General features: G+C 36.3%; 22 protein-coding genes, 2 tRNA genes and 1 rRNA gene. 1 reads left to right on the plus strand and 24 read right to left on the minus strand.

Annotation, left to right across the window (positions count from 1 at the left end; translation table 11 throughout):
- Positions 1-88 precede the first annotated feature (88 nt).
- From CNQ82_RS09740 to CNQ82_RS09830, 19 genes are all read right to left on the minus strand, one after another.
- Positions 89-1,640, minus strand: a 16S ribosomal RNA gene (locus CNQ82_RS09740).
- 126 nt (positions 1,641-1,766) lie between these two features.
- Positions 1,767-1,840: transfer RNA gene (locus CNQ82_RS09745), tRNA-Gly, on the minus strand.
- Positions 1,841-1,867: 27 nt separating this feature from the next.
- Positions 1,868-1,950: transfer RNA gene (locus tag CNQ82_RS09750), tRNA-Leu, on the minus strand.
- Between the two features lie 295 nt (positions 1,951-2,245).
- Positions 2,246-2,701, minus strand: coding sequence for a SprT family protein (locus CNQ82_RS09755; protein ID WP_123145669.1), 456 nt, complete (start codon positions 2,699-2,701; stop codon positions 2,246-2,248).
- A 10-nt stretch (positions 2,702-2,711) separates the two neighbouring features.
- Positions 2,712-4,862, minus strand: coding sequence for a Tex family protein (locus CNQ82_RS09760; protein WP_123145100.1), 2,151 nt, complete (start codon positions 4,860-4,862; stop codon positions 2,712-2,714).
- Positions 4,863-4,958: 96 nt separating this feature from the next.
- Entirely contained in the window at positions 4,959-5,729 is a 771-nt protein-coding gene (gene sigB / locus CNQ82_RS09765) for an RNA polymerase sigma factor SigB (RefSeq protein WP_047133044.1), read from the minus strand.
- Positions 5,704-6,183, minus strand: a complete 480-nt coding sequence (gene rsbW, locus CNQ82_RS09770; RefSeq protein WP_095104352.1) for an anti-sigma B factor RsbW — start codon at positions 6,181-6,183, stop codon at positions 5,704-5,706. Before rsbW ends, sigB begins: the two co-directional genes overlap by 26 nt.
- A gap of 1 nt (position 6,184) precedes the next feature.
- Complete coding sequence (locus tag CNQ82_RS09775; protein ID WP_123145101.1) at positions 6,185-6,511, minus strand: anti-sigma factor antagonist; 327 nt, start codon at positions 6,509-6,511, stop codon at positions 6,185-6,187.
- A gap of 75 nt (positions 6,512-6,586) precedes the next feature.
- Positions 6,587-7,588 (minus strand): PP2C family protein-serine/threonine phosphatase, encoded by a 1,002-nt coding sequence (locus CNQ82_RS09780; protein WP_123145102.1) that lies wholly within the window; start codon positions 7,586-7,588, stop codon positions 6,587-6,589.
- A gap of 312 nt (positions 7,589-7,900) precedes the next feature.
- Positions 7,901-8,251 carry a type II toxin-antitoxin system PemK/MazF family toxin gene (locus CNQ82_RS09785; RefSeq protein WP_075140914.1) on the minus strand — a complete coding sequence of 117 codons (351 nt, stop codon included), beginning with the start codon at positions 8,249-8,251 and terminating at the stop codon, positions 7,901-7,903.
- Positions 8,248-8,415, minus strand: a complete 168-nt coding sequence (gene mazE, locus CNQ82_RS09790; RefSeq protein ID WP_015900820.1) for a type II toxin-antitoxin system antitoxin MazE — start codon at positions 8,413-8,415, stop codon at positions 8,248-8,250. Before mazE ends, CNQ82_RS09785 begins: the two co-directional genes overlap by 4 nt.
- 80 nt (positions 8,416-8,495) lie before the next feature.
- Positions 8,496-9,650, minus strand: a complete 1,155-nt coding sequence (alr, locus tag CNQ82_RS09795) for an alanine racemase (protein WP_123145103.1) — start codon at positions 9,648-9,650, stop codon at positions 8,496-8,498.
- A 62-nt stretch (positions 9,651-9,712) separates the two neighbouring features.
- Positions 9,713-10,066, minus strand: a complete 354-nt coding sequence (acpS, locus tag CNQ82_RS09800) for a holo-ACP synthase (protein ID WP_123145104.1) — start codon at positions 10,064-10,066, stop codon at positions 9,713-9,715.
- 1 nt (position 10,067) lies between these two features.
- Positions 10,068-10,568, minus strand: a complete 501-nt coding sequence (locus CNQ82_RS09805; protein ID WP_240624880.1) for a PH domain-containing protein — start codon at positions 10,566-10,568, stop codon at positions 10,068-10,070.
- On the minus strand, positions 10,558-12,039 hold the full coding sequence (locus tag CNQ82_RS09810) for a PH domain-containing protein (RefSeq protein ID WP_123145105.1): 1,482 nt from the start codon (positions 12,037-12,039) through the stop codon (positions 10,558-10,560). The genes CNQ82_RS09805 and CNQ82_RS09810 overlap by 11 nt, the downstream gene beginning before the upstream one ends.
- Complete coding sequence (locus CNQ82_RS09815) at positions 12,032-12,502, minus strand: PH domain-containing protein (RefSeq protein ID WP_123145106.1); 471 nt, start codon at positions 12,500-12,502, stop codon at positions 12,032-12,034. Before CNQ82_RS09815 ends, CNQ82_RS09810 begins: the two co-directional genes overlap by 8 nt.
- A gap of 150 nt (positions 12,503-12,652) precedes the next feature.
- Positions 12,653-14,164: a degradosome RNA helicase CshA gene (cshA, locus tag CNQ82_RS09820; protein WP_123145107.1), complete on the minus strand. Its 1,512-nt coding sequence runs from the start codon at positions 14,162-14,164 to the stop codon at positions 12,653-12,655.
- A gap of 339 nt (positions 14,165-14,503) precedes the next feature.
- A complete protein-coding gene (locus CNQ82_RS09825; RefSeq protein WP_123145108.1) occupies positions 14,504-15,868 on the minus strand; it encodes a UDP-N-acetylmuramoyl-tripeptide--D-alanyl-D-alanine ligase in 1,365 nt (454 codons plus the stop codon).
- A 12-nt stretch (positions 15,869-15,880) separates the two neighbouring features.
- Complete coding sequence (locus tag CNQ82_RS09830) at positions 15,881-16,951, minus strand: D-alanine--D-alanine ligase (protein ID WP_123145109.1); 1,071 nt, start codon at positions 16,949-16,951, stop codon at positions 15,881-15,883.
- Between the two features lie 257 nt (positions 16,952-17,208).
- Here CNQ82_RS09830 and CNQ82_RS09835 point away from each other — a divergent pair, with 257 nt between their 5' ends.
- Positions 17,209-18,426: an FtsW/RodA/SpoVE family cell cycle protein gene (locus tag CNQ82_RS09835; RefSeq protein ID WP_123145110.1), complete on the plus strand. Its 1,218-nt coding sequence runs from the start codon at positions 17,209-17,211 to the stop codon at positions 18,424-18,426.
- Positions 18,427-18,497: 71 nt separating this feature from the next.
- On the opposite strand, the gene CNQ82_RS13170 is transcribed toward CNQ82_RS09835, so the two are convergent.
- The 5 genes from CNQ82_RS13170 to csoR form a co-directional block, all read right to left on the minus strand.
- Positions 18,498-18,638 carry an Lmo0850 family protein gene (locus CNQ82_RS13170; RefSeq protein WP_095104330.1) on the minus strand — a complete coding sequence of 47 codons (141 nt, stop codon included), beginning with the start codon at positions 18,636-18,638 and terminating at the stop codon, positions 18,498-18,500.
- A gap of 75 nt (positions 18,639-18,713) precedes the next feature.
- Positions 18,714-20,912, minus strand: coding sequence for a heavy metal translocating P-type ATPase (locus tag CNQ82_RS09840; protein ID WP_123145111.1), 2,199 nt, complete (start codon positions 20,910-20,912; stop codon positions 18,714-18,716).
- A 144-nt stretch (positions 20,913-21,056) separates the two neighbouring features.
- Positions 21,057-21,266 (minus strand): copper ion binding protein, encoded by a 210-nt coding sequence (locus tag CNQ82_RS09845; protein WP_123145112.1) that lies wholly within the window; start codon positions 21,264-21,266, stop codon positions 21,057-21,059.
- 14 nt (positions 21,267-21,280) lie between these two features.
- The gene (csoZ, locus tag CNQ82_RS09850; protein WP_240624881.1) at positions 21,281-21,499 is read right to left on the minus strand and encodes a putative copper chaperone CsoZ; all 219 of its coding nucleotides are present in this window, start codon (positions 21,497-21,499) and stop codon (positions 21,281-21,283) included.
- A complete protein-coding gene (gene csoR, locus CNQ82_RS09855; protein ID WP_095104322.1) occupies positions 21,500-21,793 on the minus strand; it encodes a copper-sensing transcriptional repressor CsoR in 294 nt (97 codons plus the stop codon).
- Positions 21,794-21,860 lie beyond the last annotated feature (67 nt).

A 21,860-nucleotide genomic window follows, 5' to 3' on the forward strand; every position in this document is an offset into this window, starting at 1 on the left:
GAATACTCGGATGAGCATTCAAAACTGAATACAATATGTCACGTTATTCCATCAGTTTCTATTGAAACTGTTCCGTATATATCCTTAGAAAGGAGGTGATCCAGCCGCACCTTCCGATACGGCTACCTTGTTACGACTTCACCCCAATCATTCGTCCCACCTTCGACGGCTAGCTCCTAAAAGGTTACTCCACCGGCTTCGGGTGTTACGAACTCTCGTGGTGTGACGGGCGGTGTGTACAAGACCCGGGAACGTATTCACCGTAGCATGCTGATCTACGATTACTAGCGATTCCAGCTTCATGTAGTCGAGTTGCAGACTACAATCCGAACTGAGAACAGCTTTATGGGATTTGCTTGACCTCGCGGTTTCGCTGCCCTTTGTACTGTCCATTGTAGCACGTGTGTAGCCCAAATCATAAGGGGCATGATGATTTGACGTCATCCCCACCTTCCTCCGGTTTGTCACCGGCAGTCAACTTAGAGTGCCCAACTTAATGCTGGCAACTAAGCTTAAGGGTTGCGCTCGTTGCGGGACTTAACCCAACATCTCACGACACGAGCTGACGACAACCATGCACCACCTGTCACTTTGTCCCCCGAAGGGGAAGACTCTATCTCTAGAGCGGTCAAAGGATGTCAAGATTTGGTAAGGTTCTTCGCGTTGCTTCGAATTAAACCACATGCTCCACCGCTTGTGCGGGTCCCCGTCAATTCCTTTGAGTTTCAGCCTTGCGGCCGTACTCCCCAGGCGGAGTGCTTAATGCGTTAGCTGCAGCACTAAGGGGCGGAAACCCCCTAACACTTAGCACTCATCGTTTACGGCGTGGACTACCAGGGTATCTAATCCTGTTTGATCCCCACGCTTTCGCACATCAGCGTCAGTTGCAGACCAGAAAGTCGCCTTCGCCACTGGTGTTCCTCCATATCTCTGCGCATTTCACCGCTACACATGGAATTCCACTTTCCTCTTCTGCACTCAAGTTTTCCAGTTTCCAATGACCCTCCACGGTTGAGCCGTGGGCTTTCACATCAGACTTAAAAAACCGCCTACGCGCGCTTTACGCCCAATAATTCCGGATAACGCTTGCCACCTACGTATTACCGCGGCTGCTGGCACGTAGTTAGCCGTGGCTTTCTGATTAGGTACCGTCAAGGTGCGCATAGTTACCTACGCACTTGTTCTTCCCTAATAACAGAGTTTTACGATCCGAAGACCTTCATCACTCACGCGGCGTTGCTCCGTCAGGCTTTCGCCCATTGCGGAAGATTCCCTACTGCTGCCTCCCGTAGGAGTCTGGACCGTGTCTCAGTTCCAGTGTGGCCGATCACCCTCTCAGGTCGGCTACGTATCGTTGCCTTGGTAAGCCGTTACCTTACCAACTAGCTAATACGGCGCGGGTCCATCTATAAGTGACAGCAAAACCGTCTTTCATTGCGGAACCATGCGATTCCGCATATTATCCGGCATTAGCCCCGGTTTCCCGGAGTTATTCCAGTCTTATAGGTAGGTTACCCACGTGTTACTCACCCGTCCGCCGCTAACATCAGAGAAGCAAGCTCCTCGTCTGTTCGCTCGACTTGCATGTATTAGGCACGCCGCCAGCGTTCATCCTGAGCCAGGATCAAACTCTCCATAAAAGTTTATGATTTGTTTGACTAGCTCATAAAAAACTAATTTGTTTTAAAACGTCTAAGACGTTTGTTAATTGGAATTAACGTTGACATATTGTCATTCAGTTTTCAATGTTCATTTAAAATATTCAATGGAGCGGGTGATGGGAATCGAACCCACAACATCAGCTTGGAAGGCTGAGGTTTTGCCATTAAACTACACCCGCAGATGCGTCGTACTTAATGATATTTGATGCGGCCGAGAGGACTTGAACCTCCACGGGATCTCTCCCACTAGGCCCTCAACCTAGCGCGTCTGCCATTCCGCCACGACCGCTTGGGTTTACTAATCATTAAGTAAATTTTAATTTCGCAACGTATTTCATTGTAACACCTTTGTAATACATTGTCAATACTTTTTTAAAACTTTTTATAAGTATTTAAAATTTGTTTCAAAATCTTAATCCCTTTTTTAGGACATTAACTATCTTATAACATATAGAATTCAATGTCAATACTTTTACTCATCTTTTTCGAAGTATTTTTAAAAGATATTTCTAGTAAGATAAATAATGAAAAAAAGAATCTGTAATACTTAGTTGTTTCCTGTATCACAGATTCAATATTATATACTATTTGATTTGTTGATGCAAGCGCAATCTTCCTTTGCACTTCCCACATACCATTCTCCTAGTATTTACTTTTTTGATTCTCTTAAATGTAGAACCACAACCAAGACACTTATAAATATAATTAGCGCGTTCATCATAACTTTCAACAGCTTTACAGAATCTTGGGGCACCTACCTTTTTACTTAACATTTTAAAATCATAATCTTTATGTTGGTAGCCCTTCCCTTGAAGGTGAAGATGATAATGGCATAATTCATGTTTAATAATGTCTTCTAAAGCTGCTTTACCAAATTTTTCAAATTGTTTCGGATTTATTTCTATATCATGGGACTTTAATAAATACCGTCCGCCTGTGGTTCTCAGTCTTGGATTAAAATAAGCATTATGTTTAAATAGCAATCCAAATTCATTTTCTGAAATGCTCTCAGTCATTATTTGTAACTTAGCATTATCCATAATTTCCTTATTATTCATTTGGGTTAATCATTGTCAACGAAACTTTATTTTTTTGTACATCTGCGCTCAATACCCAAACATCGACAATATCTCCTACATTCACAATGTCCATTGGATTTTTAACAAAGCGTTTAGATAGTTGCGAAACATGAACCAGACCATCTTGTTTTACGCCAATGTCTACGAAAGCACCAAAATCAACAACGTTTCTTACTGTACCGCTTAGTTTCATACCTTTTGTTAAATCTTCAATTGAAAGAACATTGGATTTTAATATCGGTGTTTCGTATTCATCGCGCGGATCTCTGTTCGGGGCAACTAGAGCAGTAACAATATCTTCTAATGTCGGTACACCAACGTTTAATTTTTCCGCAGTAGCCTGTATATCTAAATCACTCAGTTTATCTTTCAATGTTTTACTGCCGATATCTGCTTCTGTCAGTCCTTCTTCTTCCAACAATTGATAAGCAACTTGATAACTTTCTGGATGAATTGCTGTGTTATCAAGCGGTTCCTTACCGTTAACAATTCGAAGGAATCCTATACTTTGTTCAAATGTCTTCGGACCTAGTCGTTTAACTTTACTAATTTGTTTATGATGCGTCAAAGCACCGTTTTCTTCTCGATAGTTTATAATATTTTGAGCAATTTGAGGAGATAGACCTGCTACATGTTGTAAAAGCGATTGTGAAGCAGTATTAACATCAACGCCCACTTGGTTTACAGCTGTCTCAACCACGAAATTCAAAGCATTTTCAAGTGACTTCTGATTAACATCATGTTGATATTGTCCGACACCAATTGATTTAGGATCTATTTTTACCAGTTCACTTAAAGGATCTTGCACACGGCGTCCAATAGAGACAGCACTTCTCTCTTCTACTTGAAAATCAGGAAATTCAGAACGTGCTACTTCCGAAGCAGAATATACTGAAGCACCCGCTTCATTCACAATAATAAATTGAACGTCCAGTTTATGTTTCTGAATCAAGTCAGCAATGAATTGTTCTGTTTCCCGACTTGCTGTACCGTTACCAATTGCGATTAAACTCACATCATAGTCGTTGATAAATTGTAGTAGAATCTGTTCTGCTTCCTTAGTTTTCGATACTGGCGGATGAGGATACATCACACCTTTTGCCAAAAATGAACCAAAAGGATTAATCACTGCAAGTTTACAACCTGTTCGAAAGGCTGGATCCACTCCTAAAATTTGTTTTCCTTTTAGAGGTGGTTGTAGTAATAGGTGTTTTAAATTTACGCTGAAAACTTCAATCGCGTGTGTTTCTGCTTGCTCGGTTAAGTCTGAACGTATTTCTCTTTCAATAGATGGCATGATTAAACGTTTCAAGCTATCTTTTATCGCTTGTTTGATATAACCTGTACCAGCATGATGTCCTTTCACTTCTTGTTGTTCAATTTGTTTTTCAAGTCTATTGGTGTCTATTTCAATTTTAATCGTTAATACTTTCTCTTTTTCGCCACGGTTCATAGCCAAAATTCTATGATTAGCTACCTTATTAACTGGTTCTGAAAAATCATAATACATTTCAAATATATGTTTTTCATCTTCTGCTTTTTTCTTTTTCTGAGTCGTAATAAGTCCTCTTTTTAAGGTTTCACTTAATATTTTATTGCGATATTGCGGATTGTCTGAAATCCACTCAGCAATAATATCTTGTGCACCTGCTAAAGCTTCTTGTGGTGTTGCAACTTCTTCATTAAGAAATTGTGTGGCATAGTCTTCAGGCTCTGCATCAATCTTTTCTTGTTTCAACCACTTAGCTAACGGTTCAAGCCCTTTTCTTTTAGCTTCCGTTGCACGTGTTTTCTTTTTCTGCTTATAAGGTCTATATAAATCTTCCACCCGTTGTAATTTTGTTTGTTTCAAAATATCGGATTTCAATTCATTTGTGAGCATGCCTTGTTGTTCAATATTATGTATCACTTCATCTTTTCTTTTTTGTAACTGTTCCATGTAGTGATACTCATCAGCAATCTTTTTAATTTCAACTTCGTCTAATCCGCCAGTGCGTTCTTTACGATAACGTGCAATAAAGGGCACTGTGTTATTTTCTTCTAATAAAGAAAGCACGGCTGTAATTTGTTTCTTTGAGAAATCATATTGTTGTTCTATCGTCTGAATTAATTGTGAATCCAATACGTACACCCCTAATTTTTTATTACCTTAATTTTATCACAAAAACAAATTGGGACTGAAATACCTTAATTGTATTTCAATCCCAATTGATTTAACTCACTTTTTTGCTGCTTGTTGCAGCTTTTTAATTGCATTACGTTGCAATCGAGACACATGCATTTGACTTAAACCGATACGTTCTCCTGTTTCTTTCTGACTTAATCCTTCTATAAATGTACATTGAATAATTTCTCTTTCTCTGTCAGTCAAAATAGGTAAGATTCTTTCTAGAATCATACGTTTTTCAGTTAAATCGTAACCGCCTTCTTGTTCGCCCATTATATCTAATAATGTTACGGTTGAACCATCTTTATCCGCTTCAATAGAGTGATCTACACTCAAGGCATTATAACTTTGCCCCATTTCCATCGCTTCTAATACTTCTTCGTCCGTTACTTCTAGTCTTTCAGCAATTTCGCTAATTGATGGCGAACGTTCAAGTTCGTTGGTTAATTCATCTGTCGTTTTCTTAATTCTTGGTCCAATTTCTTTAATTCTTCTTGGAACATGAACACTCCAAGTCTTATCTCTTAAATATCGTTTTATTTCACCTATTACAGTCGGCACCAAGAACGCTTCGAACTTTCTGCCAAAGTTAATGTCGAAACGATTAATTGCTCCGATTAACCCTACCATGCCGACTTGTACTAAATCTTCATGATGTGATTGCCCCTTGGAATATTTAAATGCTAAAGATTCAATCAGCTTTTGATAATGTTTAACGAGCTTATCTTGGGCGCCTGTATTTTCATCATTTTGATGTTGTCTGATCCACTCATTGATTTGTTCAGGTGAAATATCGTTAACTGATTTCGACTCTTTCGCCATTATTTCGCACCTGCTCTTTTTTTATATACTTAATCATACTTATCGTTACGCCATTATCTTTGTTGACTTTAACTTCATCCATTAATGATTCAATTAAGAATAATCCTAAGCCGCCTTCTCTTAAGAAATCGATATTTTCGTTTTCTTGGTAAGGACCTAATTCTTTTTTCTTCTCTTCGTAGTCGAAACTTTGACCTTGATCTGAAACAACTACTCTAATTTTATCCTCAAAAATTTCAAAACACAAATAAATAGAAGCGTCGACATCTTCGCCTTTATAAGCATGTTTGACAGCATTTGTTACCGCTTCGCTTACAGCAATCTTTGCATCTTCAATATCATCGTACGAAGCACCCGCGCGCGAAAAAACACCGGATAAGGTTAAACGAATCAAGCTGACATATTCCGCCTCTGCTGGCAACTTCATTTCAATTACATTCCGCTTGGCTTGCATGTCATTCTACCTCCGTTCCTTCGTTTACGTGCATCAAATCACTTAAACCAGTGATTTCGAATAATCGGCCGATACGATCTGAAGCGCCTATAATATATAACTCTTTATTATTTTGGTTCAAGGCTTTCAATGTACCTACAAACAAACCTAATCCCGTAGAATCCATATAACTTACATTTGCTAAATTAACGTGGACATCATGTGTGCCCTCTTGTTTAATTGGAGTTAATACTTTTTCCAAATCTGGAACCGTATATACATCTAATTCTCCTCCAACTTTGATTTCATAGTAGTCATCATGTTTTTGTGTCTCTATATTTAAGTTCATTAAGTGTTACACTCCAGTCTGTTCATATTTCAATCACTCTTATACCCGTTCAAGTAAAGTGTTAATCATAAATTATTAATTTACACGCTTAATAATTAATATCGTCAAGTCATCACGTTTTCCAGATTTCTGAATACCTAACAATTCTTCATACAAGAGTTGCACAATATCTTGAGGATGAAGATCTTTATATTTATGTATGAAATCTAACAGGTAATTTATATCAATAAACTTCCCGTTTTCATCGCGAATTTCAGTAACTCCATCTGTAAAAATAATAATTAAGTCATTTAAATAAATAGGAATTTCTTGTTGTTTATAACGCTCGAGCTGTTTGACACCAAGTACACGACCTCTAACAGTTATTTCTTCAAATTCATCTTGTTCGGCACGAAAAACAAAGCCAGGTTCGTGCCCTGCAGAACTGCAATACAATAGATGATTCATTTCCTCATAAAGACCATAGAACATCGTCACAAACATATCTTGGTTTACGTTTTTTTCAACAACGCGGTTCAATCGCTTTAATCCATCACTCGGCAATTGAGAATGTCCATATGAATCCATGCCGAATTTAATCATACTCATAGCCAAAGCAGCAGGGATACCTTTCCCTATAACATCCGCCACTGCAAAGCTCATCGTTCCGTCTTTATGATCAATTAGATTAAAGTAATCTCCGCTTACCTTTTGAGCAGCCACAGAAATCACACCAATTTGAATACTATCAAATTGCGGTATCTCAGTTTGCAACATTGTTTGCTGCAAGCGAGAAGCTAAATCCATTTCTTTATCATGATAATAAAGCTTATCAACTAATTCTTGATAGTCCTCGTAACTATATCCGTAAGTCTGTGCAATTACTTTTAAAATTTCTAGCGACATCAGGACTTGATCTCTTGTTAAGTCTAATTCTACGGCGCATTCTTTATGAATATCCAGTACATCTTCAGCATGAATGTTCTTTTCAAGGATTTCTTGTCCGAAATCTTTGAATTGGTTAAGCACAGCTTGTTTATTGTAGGACTCTACATATAATTGCATCATTCGCAAATATTTACCTTTAAATTCTTTCATCTGTATCGTCCTTCTTTCTTTTCCTTTTTAACTTGATAAAGAGCGTAGAGGCCGTGACTACCTATGCATTTGCTGAAAATGTCCGGCTTCTTTTTTTCTATGTAAAAAGAGGCAGAAATGAACCTCAGCATTTCAAGGAACGCAATATTACACTATACGAATAGTCAAGCAATAAAGCTATACGTGTACCCTAAGCTGATTTTATTTCTTAGCCTCTTTAAACGTTAATTTCACTTGTACATTTTTATAAATAAGAACAAGATTCTAAAATACTATTTTAAATTTGTTAAAATCATTTACACTCTTTAACTTTTAATTGCGATGTGTCAAGCCTAAGCTGATTTGAATCGCATTATCAATTTCTTTCATCTTTTCGTCTGATAAATATGTCAGTTTTTCTTTTAGACGTTTCTTGTCGACTGTTCTAATTTGTTCAAGTAAAATAACTGAATCTTTGTCCAGTTTATATTTACTCTTCTCGATTTCAACATGAGTTGGAATTTTCGCTTTATTAATCCGACCTGTTATTGCAGCTACAATAACAGTCGGGCTATACTTATTTCCAGTGTCATTTTGTATAATTACAACAGGTCTAACTCCCCCTTGTTCAGAACCTTGCACTGGTGATAAATCAGCTAAGTAAACATCGCCTCTCCTCATCATTCATCCTTGTCGAAAGCTAGGTATGATTCGTTGCAATCACAGGCTTCACATTCTACTGAAAATGCCTCCGTTGCGAGGGAGAGATTTAAGTCAGCCATCTGTGCGTAGCCTTCTTTCAGTGACTGTTCTAAACTATAACTTCTATTCTGATTAAAAGTTGACATCGGTAAGACCTCCAAGAATTAAAGAAATACTAAATTAATATTTAAGCTTATAATAACAAATTTCAAAATTCTTGACTATACTATTTTTGTAATTCGTTGACAATATCAAATTCTTTTTCTGGTTCATAAATTCTCGGAACACGTCTTCCGATACGACATAACACTTCATAATTAATGGTTTGCTGTTGTTTTGCAAATGAGTTTAAAGATTGGGGACCGTTGTGATTTCGGTTCAATAAAGTCACTTTGTCTCCGATATTAAAGCTTTCATTCTCAGGTAAAGCAATCATCATTTGATCCATACACACTCGTCCAATTATCGTACATTGATGGCTATTTACTTCTACCGGCATACCTTGCATCATTCTTGGGAATCCGTCAGCATAACCTATAGGCAAAATGGCAATCTTTTCCACTTGAGAGGCCGTATAAGTAGAGCCATAACTTACAGTGTCGCCTACATTTAATTGCTTGATATCCATGATTTCAGTTCCCCATTCGGCACACGGATAAAGCTCAGCATTGGTTTGTTCCTCAACATATTCAGACGGATAATATCCGTATAATGAAATCCCTGGGCGTACCATATTGCAGATTGGAGCATCGAACAAAATAGTAGCCGCTGAGTTCTGCGAATGAATGTAAGGAGGATGCGGAATCGAGTTTACCCATTTTTCAAAAATTGCATATTGCTCTGCTGTATGAGGACTCTCTTCGTCTGCTTGTGCAAAATGCGTAAATACACCTTCAAAAATTAAATGACGATGCTCTTTAATCATCTCTACTACTTTTTGATAATCTTCTGCTGATTTCACCCCTAAACGTCCCATACCTGTATCTAATTTCACATGCAGCCATAAATCTTTTTCTAAGTCTTCATCGAGAAATTTAACAGCTTCTTCTAACCATGCTAAAGAAGGCACTGTGAGCGCGACACGGTGTTGAATTGCCTTATTAATATCTTTAGGCAACACAACTCCTAAAATTAATATTTTAGTGTCAATACCATGCATTCTTAATTCTATAGCTTCATCTAACGTAGCTACCGCAAAAAACTCTGCGCCATTCTTTTTTAAAAAATGACCAACATTTACACTGCCCATTCCATAGGCATTTGCTTTAATTACTGGCATTACTATTTTATTTGGTTGTAGTTTTCCTAGCACTTGGTAGTTTTTTAAAATTGCATCTAAATCTACCTTAAGATACGTAGGCCGATAAAATTTATCCGCCATAATTACAACTCCTCGTATAATAAATTTATATTTCAGTTTAATCTAACAGTACTCCTATTATATTACATTTTTTCAAGTATGACTTGACTCGTAGCATAATTTTCAGTGTGCGAGATGCTCACATGAACTTTAAATCCTTCAAACTTTATAAATGGTCGGCCAAACTCATCATTTTGGCAATTAATATCTTGAAAACTGATTCGTTTTCCTAAACCTGTGCCGAGTGCTTTGCTGAATGCTTCTTTGCAAGCAAAGCGTCCAGCCAAGAACTCAGCGCGGCGTTGTTCATGAGAAAAACCATCAAATTTAATGCGTTCATCATCACTCAAAATTCTTTCTGGCAATTTTGGTTGCCTTTGTAGTAAGGATTTGATTCTATCAATTTCAATCAAATCTATTCCAATTCCATATATCAATCTATTCACCTGATTCCGTTTCTTCACTGATTTGTTGAGAACTATGTTTGATGTGATTCATAATTTCTTTTGCTTTCCTCTTATCAATCAATATAATCTCAGAATTACCTCCGGCAGTAGAAAGCTTCAAAGTAGCAAGTTCTACTTTGCGCATGAGCCAACCTTCTTCTATATCTACATTTTGAATGCGAAACAATGGAATTTGCAAATGTTTTACAAACCACATGCCTTCTTGCACAGTGACAAAATGTGAGTGCAGGAGATAACCGTGTTGGCGATACATTAACCAAGGACGCAGAATACAATCTATTACAATTAATATTCCTACCAGCACCACTGCAATCACACAGATTATTTTGAAGGCTGTCCCCTCTTGCCAATGTAGCCAGAAATAATTGATGATTAAAGCAGCTGCTAAACATAACGCAACAATGACAGTACGGATAATTCCTTCGATAAGCAAAACTTTCTTACCATTAGAGGACATACGATTAAGCTTCATGGTGCGCCTCCTTCAAATACCATAATTTTAATTCCTCAGCTGTCTCAGCTTTTACAAAACGCAACCCTATATCCAAGCTCCCAGCACCTTTTGCAGTAGAAAAATTAAAATGGGCCAATCCCGCTTTTCTCAAAAAGGGATTTTGTCTTTTTTCGAAGCCGATCAACTTATCTTTCATCGCATAGTAATATCTAGTGCGAATTAATTGAGAATATTTAACTACTAATTCATCTGAAGAAAGCAGCATTCCTGAATTTTTGACCATAATCACACTATTGATGACTGTAAGAATAATCAACAATATGGCAGGTACAAGCACCCAGATGTTCCACAAATAACTTCCTATGATACCGCCCACAATAAATATTCCAGCTAGAATTTGAGCATTACGTCTGATTCCGCCTTTAGGCAAACCTGTTTCAACTGCAGGGAATTTTAGAGATGGCACTAAATAGTCTAGCATTTCATAGGCTTTTTCCCGCTTCATAAAAGGCAGTATCACGACTACTCCTGATGCTGACTCGCTTTCTGGAGCACTAGCACCATCACTTGTGATGACAAAATATATTGAAGTATATCCTAGCATGCGTCGAATGAATGACTGCTTTTCAATCACTGCTTGGATACGTTTAGTCGGCACGGTCAAACTTTTTACGTTCAGTAATCCATGTTTTATTTCCAGTTGATGATTTTCTTCTGTCAACGTATAACCAAAGTATCTTGTAAATTCAATTATCACGCCAATTATATATGCAATAATTAAAATTGAAACAATTATCATTGCAGTGACTAAATAAGCAGCTTTAGCAATGTTTTGAAATTGATGAAAGATACTATCCCAAGGAATGACACTTTGAAGACTGCCAAGAATAGGAGATAGCGTTAAAATTGCAAGCACAATTGATCCGCTAGTAAACGACATAAGCACCAATTCTTTTAGATTCAATTTAAAAATAGTTTTTTGAGATGTCGTTTCTGTTTGTACCTCTTGGTCAGAAGCTTCCGTCTTTTCATCAGTCAAATCAACAGAATTTTGAACTTGTTTAATCGATTGTTCAATCCATTGACTTTGTTTCTTAGATACAATTTCGAGTTTAATACTATTACTAGGTACTTTGATTTCAAGAATAACGCCGCCAAATAATCTGTTCACCACATCTTGCGAAGTATCGATTGATTGAATACGTTGAATATCTATTTCTTTACGTTTTTTATTGAAAATTCCATAAGTGAGAATAAAGTGATGCCCTTCTATCCAGTACCTTGTGGTAAACACCTTTGTTGCATTAATGATAAAAGAAAATGAAAAGAGGATGAGCAAAAAAGCAGGCCAAATATATTGTTTACTATCTTTATAATCAAAATCTTGGATGTTGAAGAAAAATAAAATGATAACAATGAAATTTTGCTTAATCGTTTTAATTAAGCCTGATATGTAGGAAATTGGATGTAATTTTTGTGCCTCAAACATCTGTATCCACCTTTTCTAGAAAATTCATACAATGTCTTTCTAATTCTTTAGTCTTATCCATATGCATTAATGGAAGTTCAATTTCCTCTCCTGCTGTTACAATTGAATTTCTACATAACCCAAATCGATTAAGTAATGGTCCTGTTTTTCTTTTTAAAAACTGAATACGTTCCAATTTTACAATTACTTCCTTTTGGAAAAAGAAAGTATGCAACTTCGTCACATAATTATCCGCAACGATATAATATCTATGTTTCAGCAAGATCCAAGGCTGTACTACATAAAATAATAGCTGAACAGCTAAGAGTGCTCCAACAATCAACACAATCCATATTGGCCAAGCTAAATAATTTGCGATTACAATAATACCTGAAGCAATCATTATCTCTATTACAAATGCAATAGAAAATCTTATGTAATAATAAATCAATGCATTTCTAGGACTTTGTTGTCGAAGTTCCATCAAGTTGTTCGCTCCTTACTTTCTATAATCAAGTCTCGTCTCACTATATAACTATAAGAATACCAGATATAAAGCTTTTTATAAATTTATTTAAATATAAAAAAAACACTGTTTCAATTTTATGAAACAGTGTGCGTCGTTAAAACCTGATTATTTCTGCATATCTGCAAACGTACGACCTTTAATCGGTTTTTTATCATTTTTAAATTTCTTATTATTGTTGTGTTTACCGCCTTTATTTCCTTTACTGCGACGGTTTTTATTGTCAAATTTATTATTTGAACGTTTATTTGGTTTACCACCTCTGCGTGGACCTTTAGAATTATGACGACCACCTTTACGAGCAAGTGGTTTTTCAAATGTTAATTGAACTTCTACTTCATCATTTGCTTCTACTAATTCTTGTAATAAAGCAGATACAAGTTCTACATCATTATATTCATTCAATAATTGAGATGAGATATTTTGTAAGCGTTCTGAATGTTCTTGAGACATCCATTTTTCAACTTTTTCTTTAATATCATTTTCACGTGCTCTTAAAACTTCTTTGCGATGCGGAGGACGCAATGCTCTCATACGGCGGTCATTTGTTTGTTCGATTTGACGGATATAATCCATTTCAATCGGATTAACGAAAGTGACTGCGATACCTTTTTTGCCCGCACGGCCTGTACGTCCGATACGGTGAGTATAACTTTCAGTATCTTGAGGAATATCAAAGTTATAAACATGACTGACACCTGAAATATCTAGTCCACGTGCTGCCACATCAGTAGCAACTAAAATATCGATTTGATCATTTTTAAATTTCTTCAATACTTCTAAACGTTTCGCTTGTGTGATATCACCATGCAAGCCCTCTGCTTTATAACCTTTAGAAATGAGTGCACTTGTCAACTCATCTACACGGCGTTTTGTACGACCGAAGACAATCGCCAATTCAGGTTGATGTACATCTAAGAAATTAGTAAATGTCTCAAATTTTTCAAGTTCTTTCACAATTGTATAATACTCATCAATTTGAGGATCTGACATTTCGTTATTCATTGTTTTTACAATTTTAGGTGATTTCATAAATTGTTGTACTAAAGTTTGGATAGCTTTAGGCATTGTAGCTGAGAACAACATTGTTTGACGTTGTTCTGATGGAAGATGATCCATGATGAATCTCATATCATCGATGAATCCCATATTCATCATTTCGTCCGCTTCATCAATAATCAATGTTTTAATATCATTGGTTTTCAATGTACGACGATTTAAGTGGTCGATTACACGTCCTGGAGTGCCCACTACGATTTGAGGACCTTTTTTCAAGGCTTTGATTTGACGTCCAATCGGCATTCCCCCGAATACTGTTGCCACTTGAACGCGTTGACCGCGACTAAATGCTCTCAATTGTTCAGCAACTTGCATTGCTAGTTCACGAGTTGGTGCTAAGATTAAGGCTTGAACGCCTTCTTTATCTACTACTTTTTCTATTAATGGGATACCAAATGCTCCAGTTTTACCAGTACCAGTTTGTGCTTGCCCCAAAATATCTAATCCGTTTAATGCAAAAGGAATACTGTCATTTTGGATTGGAGTCGGTTCTGCGAAACCCATATTACCAAGCGTTTCAGCTGTTTTATCTGAAACACCTAAATCTTTAAATTTTTGCAAATTAATTCTCCTTTATATATGGTCGAGACGACTTTGATGATTGTGTGCTCTCTCATTCGGTCGATATACATCATCTATACGCTTATTTTCATCTAAAAAAATGATAAAAAATGAGCAGGTAAATTTCAAATATTTTCGTTACTTTAATGAGACTTCTCGTAACGACGAGCACCCGCCCCCACCTTGTCTTTAATTTTCATCAACTTCTATATAATACCACCTAGCGCCTATTATAGCAACGAAGCAATTTTCAGTGTTAATATAAAAAAGTTAGTAAAATGATAAGAATTCTTGTAGTTAAGGTCATTATCATCTTACTAACTTATATTTATAAATATATTATTTATTGTTAATTAAAGCATCAGCAATATCTTCTAATTTCATGCCTCGTGATCCTTTAATTAAAATTTTATCTTCGGGTTGAGCTTTTTCGATAATAAAGTGAATTAAATCCTCTTTATCATCAAAATGCTGTGCTTCATTCACATTGTCTTTACCTTCTTCAAAAATATGAGCAGCCTCTTTACCATAAGTCAACAGAATATCGATGCCCTTATTTTCTAAATATGTTCCAACAGAAGCATGCATATCGGCACTATTTTCACCTAATTCTAAAACATCAGCAAGGATTAGAATTTTACGTCCTTCCATGGCTGCTAAAGTATCGATTGCTGCTTTCATACTCGTAGGACTGGCATTATAAGCGTCATTAATCACTGATATATCAGAGTCAGTACGATGCAGTTCCATACGCATGCCTGTTAATTTTACTTTCGCTATATTATCTTGGATCTCAGTATATGATAAACCTAATAGCTTCCCAACTGTGATAGCAATAGCTGCATTTCTCATATTATGTGTACCTAGAATCGGTATTTGATAGTGCTCGCTAGCGTTTAAACTAAATGCAATACCCATAGCATCATGTTGCTCTACACTGCATACTACATCGTTATCCTGCGCTAAACCTATACTGATAGCTTCTGTATCATTTAAAGTTTCGACATGCGGTTTTAATAACGGTTCATCGCCATCAAAAATAAAGACACCGTCGGGCTTTAATCCTGATACAATTTCAAATTTCGCACGGGCTATTCCTTCTCTCGAACCTAAATCTTGCATATGAGATTCACCGATATTTGTAATCACTGCAATATCTGGTTGTGCAATCTCTGAAAGCAATTCAATCTCATGAAAACCTGACATTCCCATTTCTAAAATTGAAATGTCTGTATCTTCATCTAATTGTAAAATTGTCAGCGGCATACCTATTTCATTATTATAGTTGCCTTGTGTTTTCTTTACTTTAAAAGCAGGTTTCAAGACACTTTCAATCATATCTTTAGTCGTCGTTTTACCGTTTGAACCCGTAACTGCGATGACTTTAGGATTGACATGTTTTAAATAAGCTTTTGCTAATTCCTGTAAAGCTAACATAGTGTCATTCACCCAAATAATAGGGCCTTCTACTTCGTGGTCAGGCTTTGCATTATATTGGTAAAAAGCTGCACCCGCTCCATCTTTCAAAGCTTGCGCCACAAAACGATGACCATCCGTATTTTCACCTTTAAAAGGTACAAATAAATTATTGTCGTCGATTTCTCTAGAATCAATCGACACACCGTGTATACTCTGGTCTAAATAACGTTCATCGATTTCACAAGGAATCCATTCTTTGATTTGTTTTAAAGTTACATCAATCATAACAGCACTACCTTAATCAATTTTATATTTGTTCTTTTGTTTTTCAGCATGTTTTTCTTTAGCCAGATTTATCAATTTAGTAATTAAATCTGCATAGGACAGTCCCATGTTTTCCCATAAACTTGGATACATACTATATTGTGTGAAACCAGGCATAGCATTCGTTTCATTAATAAAAATTTGATTGTCTTCAGTAACAAAGAAATCCGCACGTAATAGTCCCGCACAATCGGTAGCTTTAAATGCTTCTGCTGCCATATTCCGTAAAGTTGTCTGCACCTCAGAATCTAATTCTGCTGGAATAGACAATCTTACTTTGCCATCTAAATATTTTGATTTGTAGTCATAGAAAGCTACGTCCTTCACTACTTCTCCTGGTTGAGTAGTTTCAGGATAGTCATTTCCTAGCACCGCAACTTCAATTTCTCTCGCTTCAATACCTTGTTCTATAACGAGTTTTCTATCAAACTGGAATGCTTCTTCAATACCAGCTTTCAATTCTTCTTCGCCGTTACATTTACTGATACCCACGCTAGATCCTAAATTGGCTGGTTTTACGAAAACTGGAAATTCCAATTTGTCTTTAACGAGTTTTAAGATATTACTTTGATATTTTTCATATTCACTACGTAAAAAGCTGACATAAGGAAGTTGTGGCAATCCTCTGTGAGCAAATAACTGTTTCATTACGAGTTTATCCATCGTGCTAGATGCTGCTAATACACCATTGCCGACGTAAGGTAAATCTAAAACTTCAAACAATCCTTGAATTGTTCCATCCTCACCATTTGGCCCGTGTAATAATGGGAATACTGCTGCATATGGCTGACCAGAACTGCTGTTAGTAAGTAAATTAGAAATTTCGCCTTCTTCTACTTCAGCAAGACGTAAACTATCTATCTCTTTTACTTCCTCAGTAATGTCTTCTTTTTTCTTCCAAGCACCATCATTTGTAATGTAGATGATGTCGACTTGGTAATCATCTTTATTGATTGCATTTAATACATTTTGCGCAGTTAAAATAGACACATCGTGTTCTGCGCTCTTTCCACCATAAATGATGCATATATTTTCTTTAGCCATATTCTTTCCTCCAAACGCATTATTAAACTTTATTTTATCACGATTTTAAGTTAGATTGCATGTGATAGCTAAGTAAATTCTAACTCTGCATATTTTAAACTTAAGCAAATGATATATAGTACAGCTTAAATAACAAATATGCTATAGTTTGAATTACAGTGATTTTTTAAATTTTTCCACAGTAACGATACTATCTTTTTAAATAAAGGTATATACTAAAGAAAAAAGAAATAGCAATATAAAAGGGGAACTTATCGATGAAAGCTCAACGTCAAAAACCCAGCAAATCATGGCTGCGGCGTATCGATTGGGTACTGATTATCATTTTAGCTATAATGGCCACTATCAGCGTTTTGTTTATTCATTCTGCGATGGGCGGCGGCCAATACAGCTCTAATTTCAGCATCCGTCAAATTCTATATTACATATTAGGCGGCATCATAGCTTTGGCAATCATGTTGATTTCACCAAAACGTATTATGAAATATACTTATACATTGTATTTCATTGTATGTATCTTATTGATAGGTTTATTGATTATTCCGGAAACGCCGATTACACCTATTATTAATGGTGCAAAAAGTTGGTACAGTTTCGGCCCTATCAGTATACAACCATCCGAGTTCATGAAAATCATCTTGATCTTAGCCTTAGCCAAAATTGTCTCTAAACACAATAAATACACCTTCAATAAATCATTAGAATCAGACTTTAAGCTCTTTATGAAGATTTTATTAGTTTCAGCATTACCGATGGGTCTTATCTTATTGCAAAATGACTTAGGAACTACATTAGTGTGCTTAGCAATTATCGTAGGAATTTTGATTGTCAGCGGTATCACTTGGAAGATATTGGCACCTATTTTCTTAACGATTATGTTTGTGGGCGGTTTCTTTATTTTATCAATTATTTACAAACCTTCTTTGATAGAAAGCGGCTTTGGTATTAAGACTTACCAATTAGGACGTATTGCTTCTTGGCTTGATCCTTATGCATACAGCTCTGGAGATGGTTATCACTTAACTGAATCGTTAAAGGCAATTGGTTCAGGGCAATTATTCGGTAAAGGGTTGAATCATGGTGAAGTTTATATTCCAGAAAACCACACTGACTTTATTTTCTCGGTGATTGGAGAAGAATTCGGTTTTCTTGGTGCCGTAGTCATAATTATTATTTTCTTAGTTTTACTTTTCCATCTTGTAAGATTAGCAAGTAAAACAGATAACATTTATAACAAAACTTATATTATCGGATTTGTATCATTGATTTTATTCCATGCCGTACAGAATATGGGAATGACTATTCAGTTGTTACCTATTACAGGTATCCCGCTTCCATTCATCAGTTACGGAGGAAGTTCGTTATGGAGTTTAATGGTGGGCATCGGAATCGTCCTTTCTATTTATTATCATCAGCCAACTCCTTATCAACCTGACCTCTTACGGTCAAAACCCGCTAAATCTCATAGCAACTAAAAAACAGGTTATCGGAAAAACACTCATTAGAATGTTTTCTGATAACCTGTTTTGCATCTGTTGAAATAACTTTATTTCAACTTTGATGTAGCCACGGATGTGTTGGGTAATGTATGCATGATCTCTAAGCGTGATTTGGTTTTCTTAATGTTGACACCGAGCGAAGACAATAATTGAACGACATTACGTAATTTATCTGTATTCTTATTCATTATGTTCACCCCATCTTCGAATTACTTATATATAAGTTACTTTTATTCTACCCTAAAAAATATTCATTTACTACATTATTTTTGTAAATTTTTCTGGTATTTAACTTTTTGAAGACGTAAAGCATTGAGTACTACAGATACTGAACTGAATGCCATAGCTGTGCCTGCAATCCAAGGCGCAAGCAAACCAAATGCTGCTACTGGAATACCGATTGCATTATAACAAAATGCAAAGAATAGATTTTCTTTAATATTTTTCAATGTTTTCTTACTCATATCTAATGCTGTATCAACTTTCTGAATATCTCCGCCGACAATCATAATGTCGCCCGCTTCTATTGCAATATCTGATCCGGTGCCCATAGCGACTCCGATATTACTTTTAGCTAGTGCTGGCGCATCATTAATACCGTCACCTACCATCATGACGTTCTTACCTTCATCTTGTAATTGGCCGATTTGGTTAGATTTATCATCTGGTTTAATGCCGGCAATAACATGCGATATGCCTAATTCTTTCGCAATTGATTCAGCTGTTGTCTGTGTATCTCCGCTCAACATAATGATTTCGTATTCATCACGCAAGCGATAAATTAAATCCTTGGCTGCTGCTTTAGGTTCATCCCGTAAAGCAACCATGCCCGCAAATTGCTTATCTATTGTGGCTAATACCACGGTTGCACCTTGATGCTGCATGGATTGAATATCTTGTTCAAGCGCATCATCCCATTGCTCTAATACCGGTTTAATAAAACTAATAGAGCCAATTTTAATACTTTGTCCATTAATTTTCCCGCTAATACCATTACCTGCATGCGTTTGATAATCCTCCACAGGGAGTACAGCTGTATCTGCATAGTATTCAGTAATAGCTTGTGAAAGCGGATGTTCTGATTGCTGCTCTAAACTTTTCATCAATACACCGAGCTGTTGGTTATCTGTATTATCTATCACTTTATAAACGCTTGGATGACCTTCTGTTAAAGTACCTGTCTTATCAAATACAATCGTATCAACGTTTTGCGTTTGTTCTAATGCTTCTGATGATTTAAACAACACACCGAGTTCAGCTGCACGCCCAGATCCCGCCATAATTGATGTCGGTGTCGCTAGTCCGAGTGCACAAGGACAAGCAATCACAATTACTGCGATGAACACTTCTAGACTTGATTGGAAATTAAGCGGCGTCACTAAACTGAACCAAACAATAAATACAACTAAAGCAATCATTAAAACGGTCGGTACGAAAATACCTGAAATCTTATCTGCTAAGCGTTGAATATTAGGTTTTTCACCCTGTGCTTCTTCCACAATGCGAATAATTTGGTTTAATACTAAGTCATCTCCTGTTTGTGTTACTCTAACTTTAATAAAGTTGCCGTGGTTCAAAGTAGCACCGATAACTTTATCTCCTTCTTCTTTATCGACGGGTATACTTTCACCTGTCAACATCGATTCATCTACACTGGTTGCACCTGCTATAATTTCGCCGTCTAAGGGAATATACTCGCCATTTTTAACTAGCAAGATATCTCCTTTTTTTACTTGATCAACAGGCATTTCAACTGTTTCGCCATTCTTTTCTACACGTGCTTCTTTCACTTGTAATGATAATAATTTATTAATAGCATCACTTGCATGCCCTTTCGCTTTAGCTTCAAAATACTTGCCTAGTAATATGAGAGTAATAAGCACTGCACTCGTTTCAAAATAGAGAGGGATATGGAGTTCGCCATAGTGAATTACAGCTAAATAAATACTGTAGAAGTAAGCAGCTGAAGTACCTAATGCGACAAGCACATCCATATTTGCACTTTTATTTCTTAAAGCGCCATAAGCGCCTTTATAGAACTGCCATCCTAAAATAAATTGGACAGGTGTCGCTAAAATAAATTGAAATAGTGGGTGCGTCATGAAATGAGGAAGCGGCAGAAAACTTAAAAAGCTGAAATGCCCTACCATTGTATAAATTAATGGCAAGGATAAAATTAATGAAATAATAAATTTATATTTCTGCTTATCCAATTCCTTTTTCTTTCTCTGTTGAGTTTCTTCAGGTGTTTCAATCGCAATAGGTTCATAACCTAGGTTCTTTACTTTTTCAAAAATTTCATTGAGATCAATATCTTGATTGTTAAAGTCCACAGCCGCCTTTTCAGTTACTAGATTAACGTTTGCACTATCTACACCTTCAGTTCTATTCAATACACGTTCAATTCTTGCTGAACATGCAGCACAAGTCATGCCTGAAATTTTAAATTCAGCCTTTTCCATATATTCCACTCCTATACCCTATAAAGGTATATTTTTTTCTAAAAATAAGGGAGTGGTCGGAAATAAATAATTTATTTCGGCATCCACTCCGGCTAAGCTATCTAAATTAAAAAAGTATTAGATAAATACATTTCCTAATTCAAATTATTTTACAACATCGTATCCTGCATCGTAAATTGCTTTTTCAACTTCAGATAATACTTGATCTTCTCCATTGAATTTCACATCAACAGTATCATTATCAGGAGTAGCATTGACACTCTCTACCCCATCGATTTTACCGACAGCTGTTTCAACTGCTGATTTACAATGTTCACAACTCATACCTTCAACTTTTAATTGTTTCTCTTCCATTTATAAACACTCCTTTAATTTAATATTTGATAACCTGCATCATAAATTTCTTTTTCAAGATTATTTAAATTGACAGGTGTTTCATAACTAATACGAATTTCGTTGGAATCCATATCTACTTGTACCGCAGAAACACCAGTCATTTCGCTAAGATGTTGGTGTAATTTATGTTGTGCTTCTTCAGTTTCTAAACCATCAATTTTTATAATACTAGTTTGCATGACAGCCTCCATCTAATCTTTAATCAATTTTTGTACAGTTACTAATAATTCTTCCATCGCTTCCTCTGCATGACCGTCATCTACTTTATGCATAATACAGCCTTTCATATGATGATCGAGCAGCTTAACTGCCACACTATTTAAGGCTGAGCGTGTAGCACGTATTTGCGTGAGTACATCATCACAATAAACATCTTCATCAATCATCCGATTAATTGCTCTTACTTGACCTTCAATTCGATTGAGACGTGCTTTTAAGTTAGATTTAATTTGTTCAGAATGATGCGCTTTGTCATTTTCAGTCATCTTTAAACCTCCGCCCGATTACTTTCAATACTATAATATACCCTACTAAGGTATACGTCAAACTATA

Origin of the sequence: Staphylococcus debuckii, from assembly GCF_003718735.1 — a bacterium.
Taxonomy (GTDB): Bacteria; Bacillota; Bacilli; order Staphylococcales; family Staphylococcaceae; genus Staphylococcus; species Staphylococcus debuckii.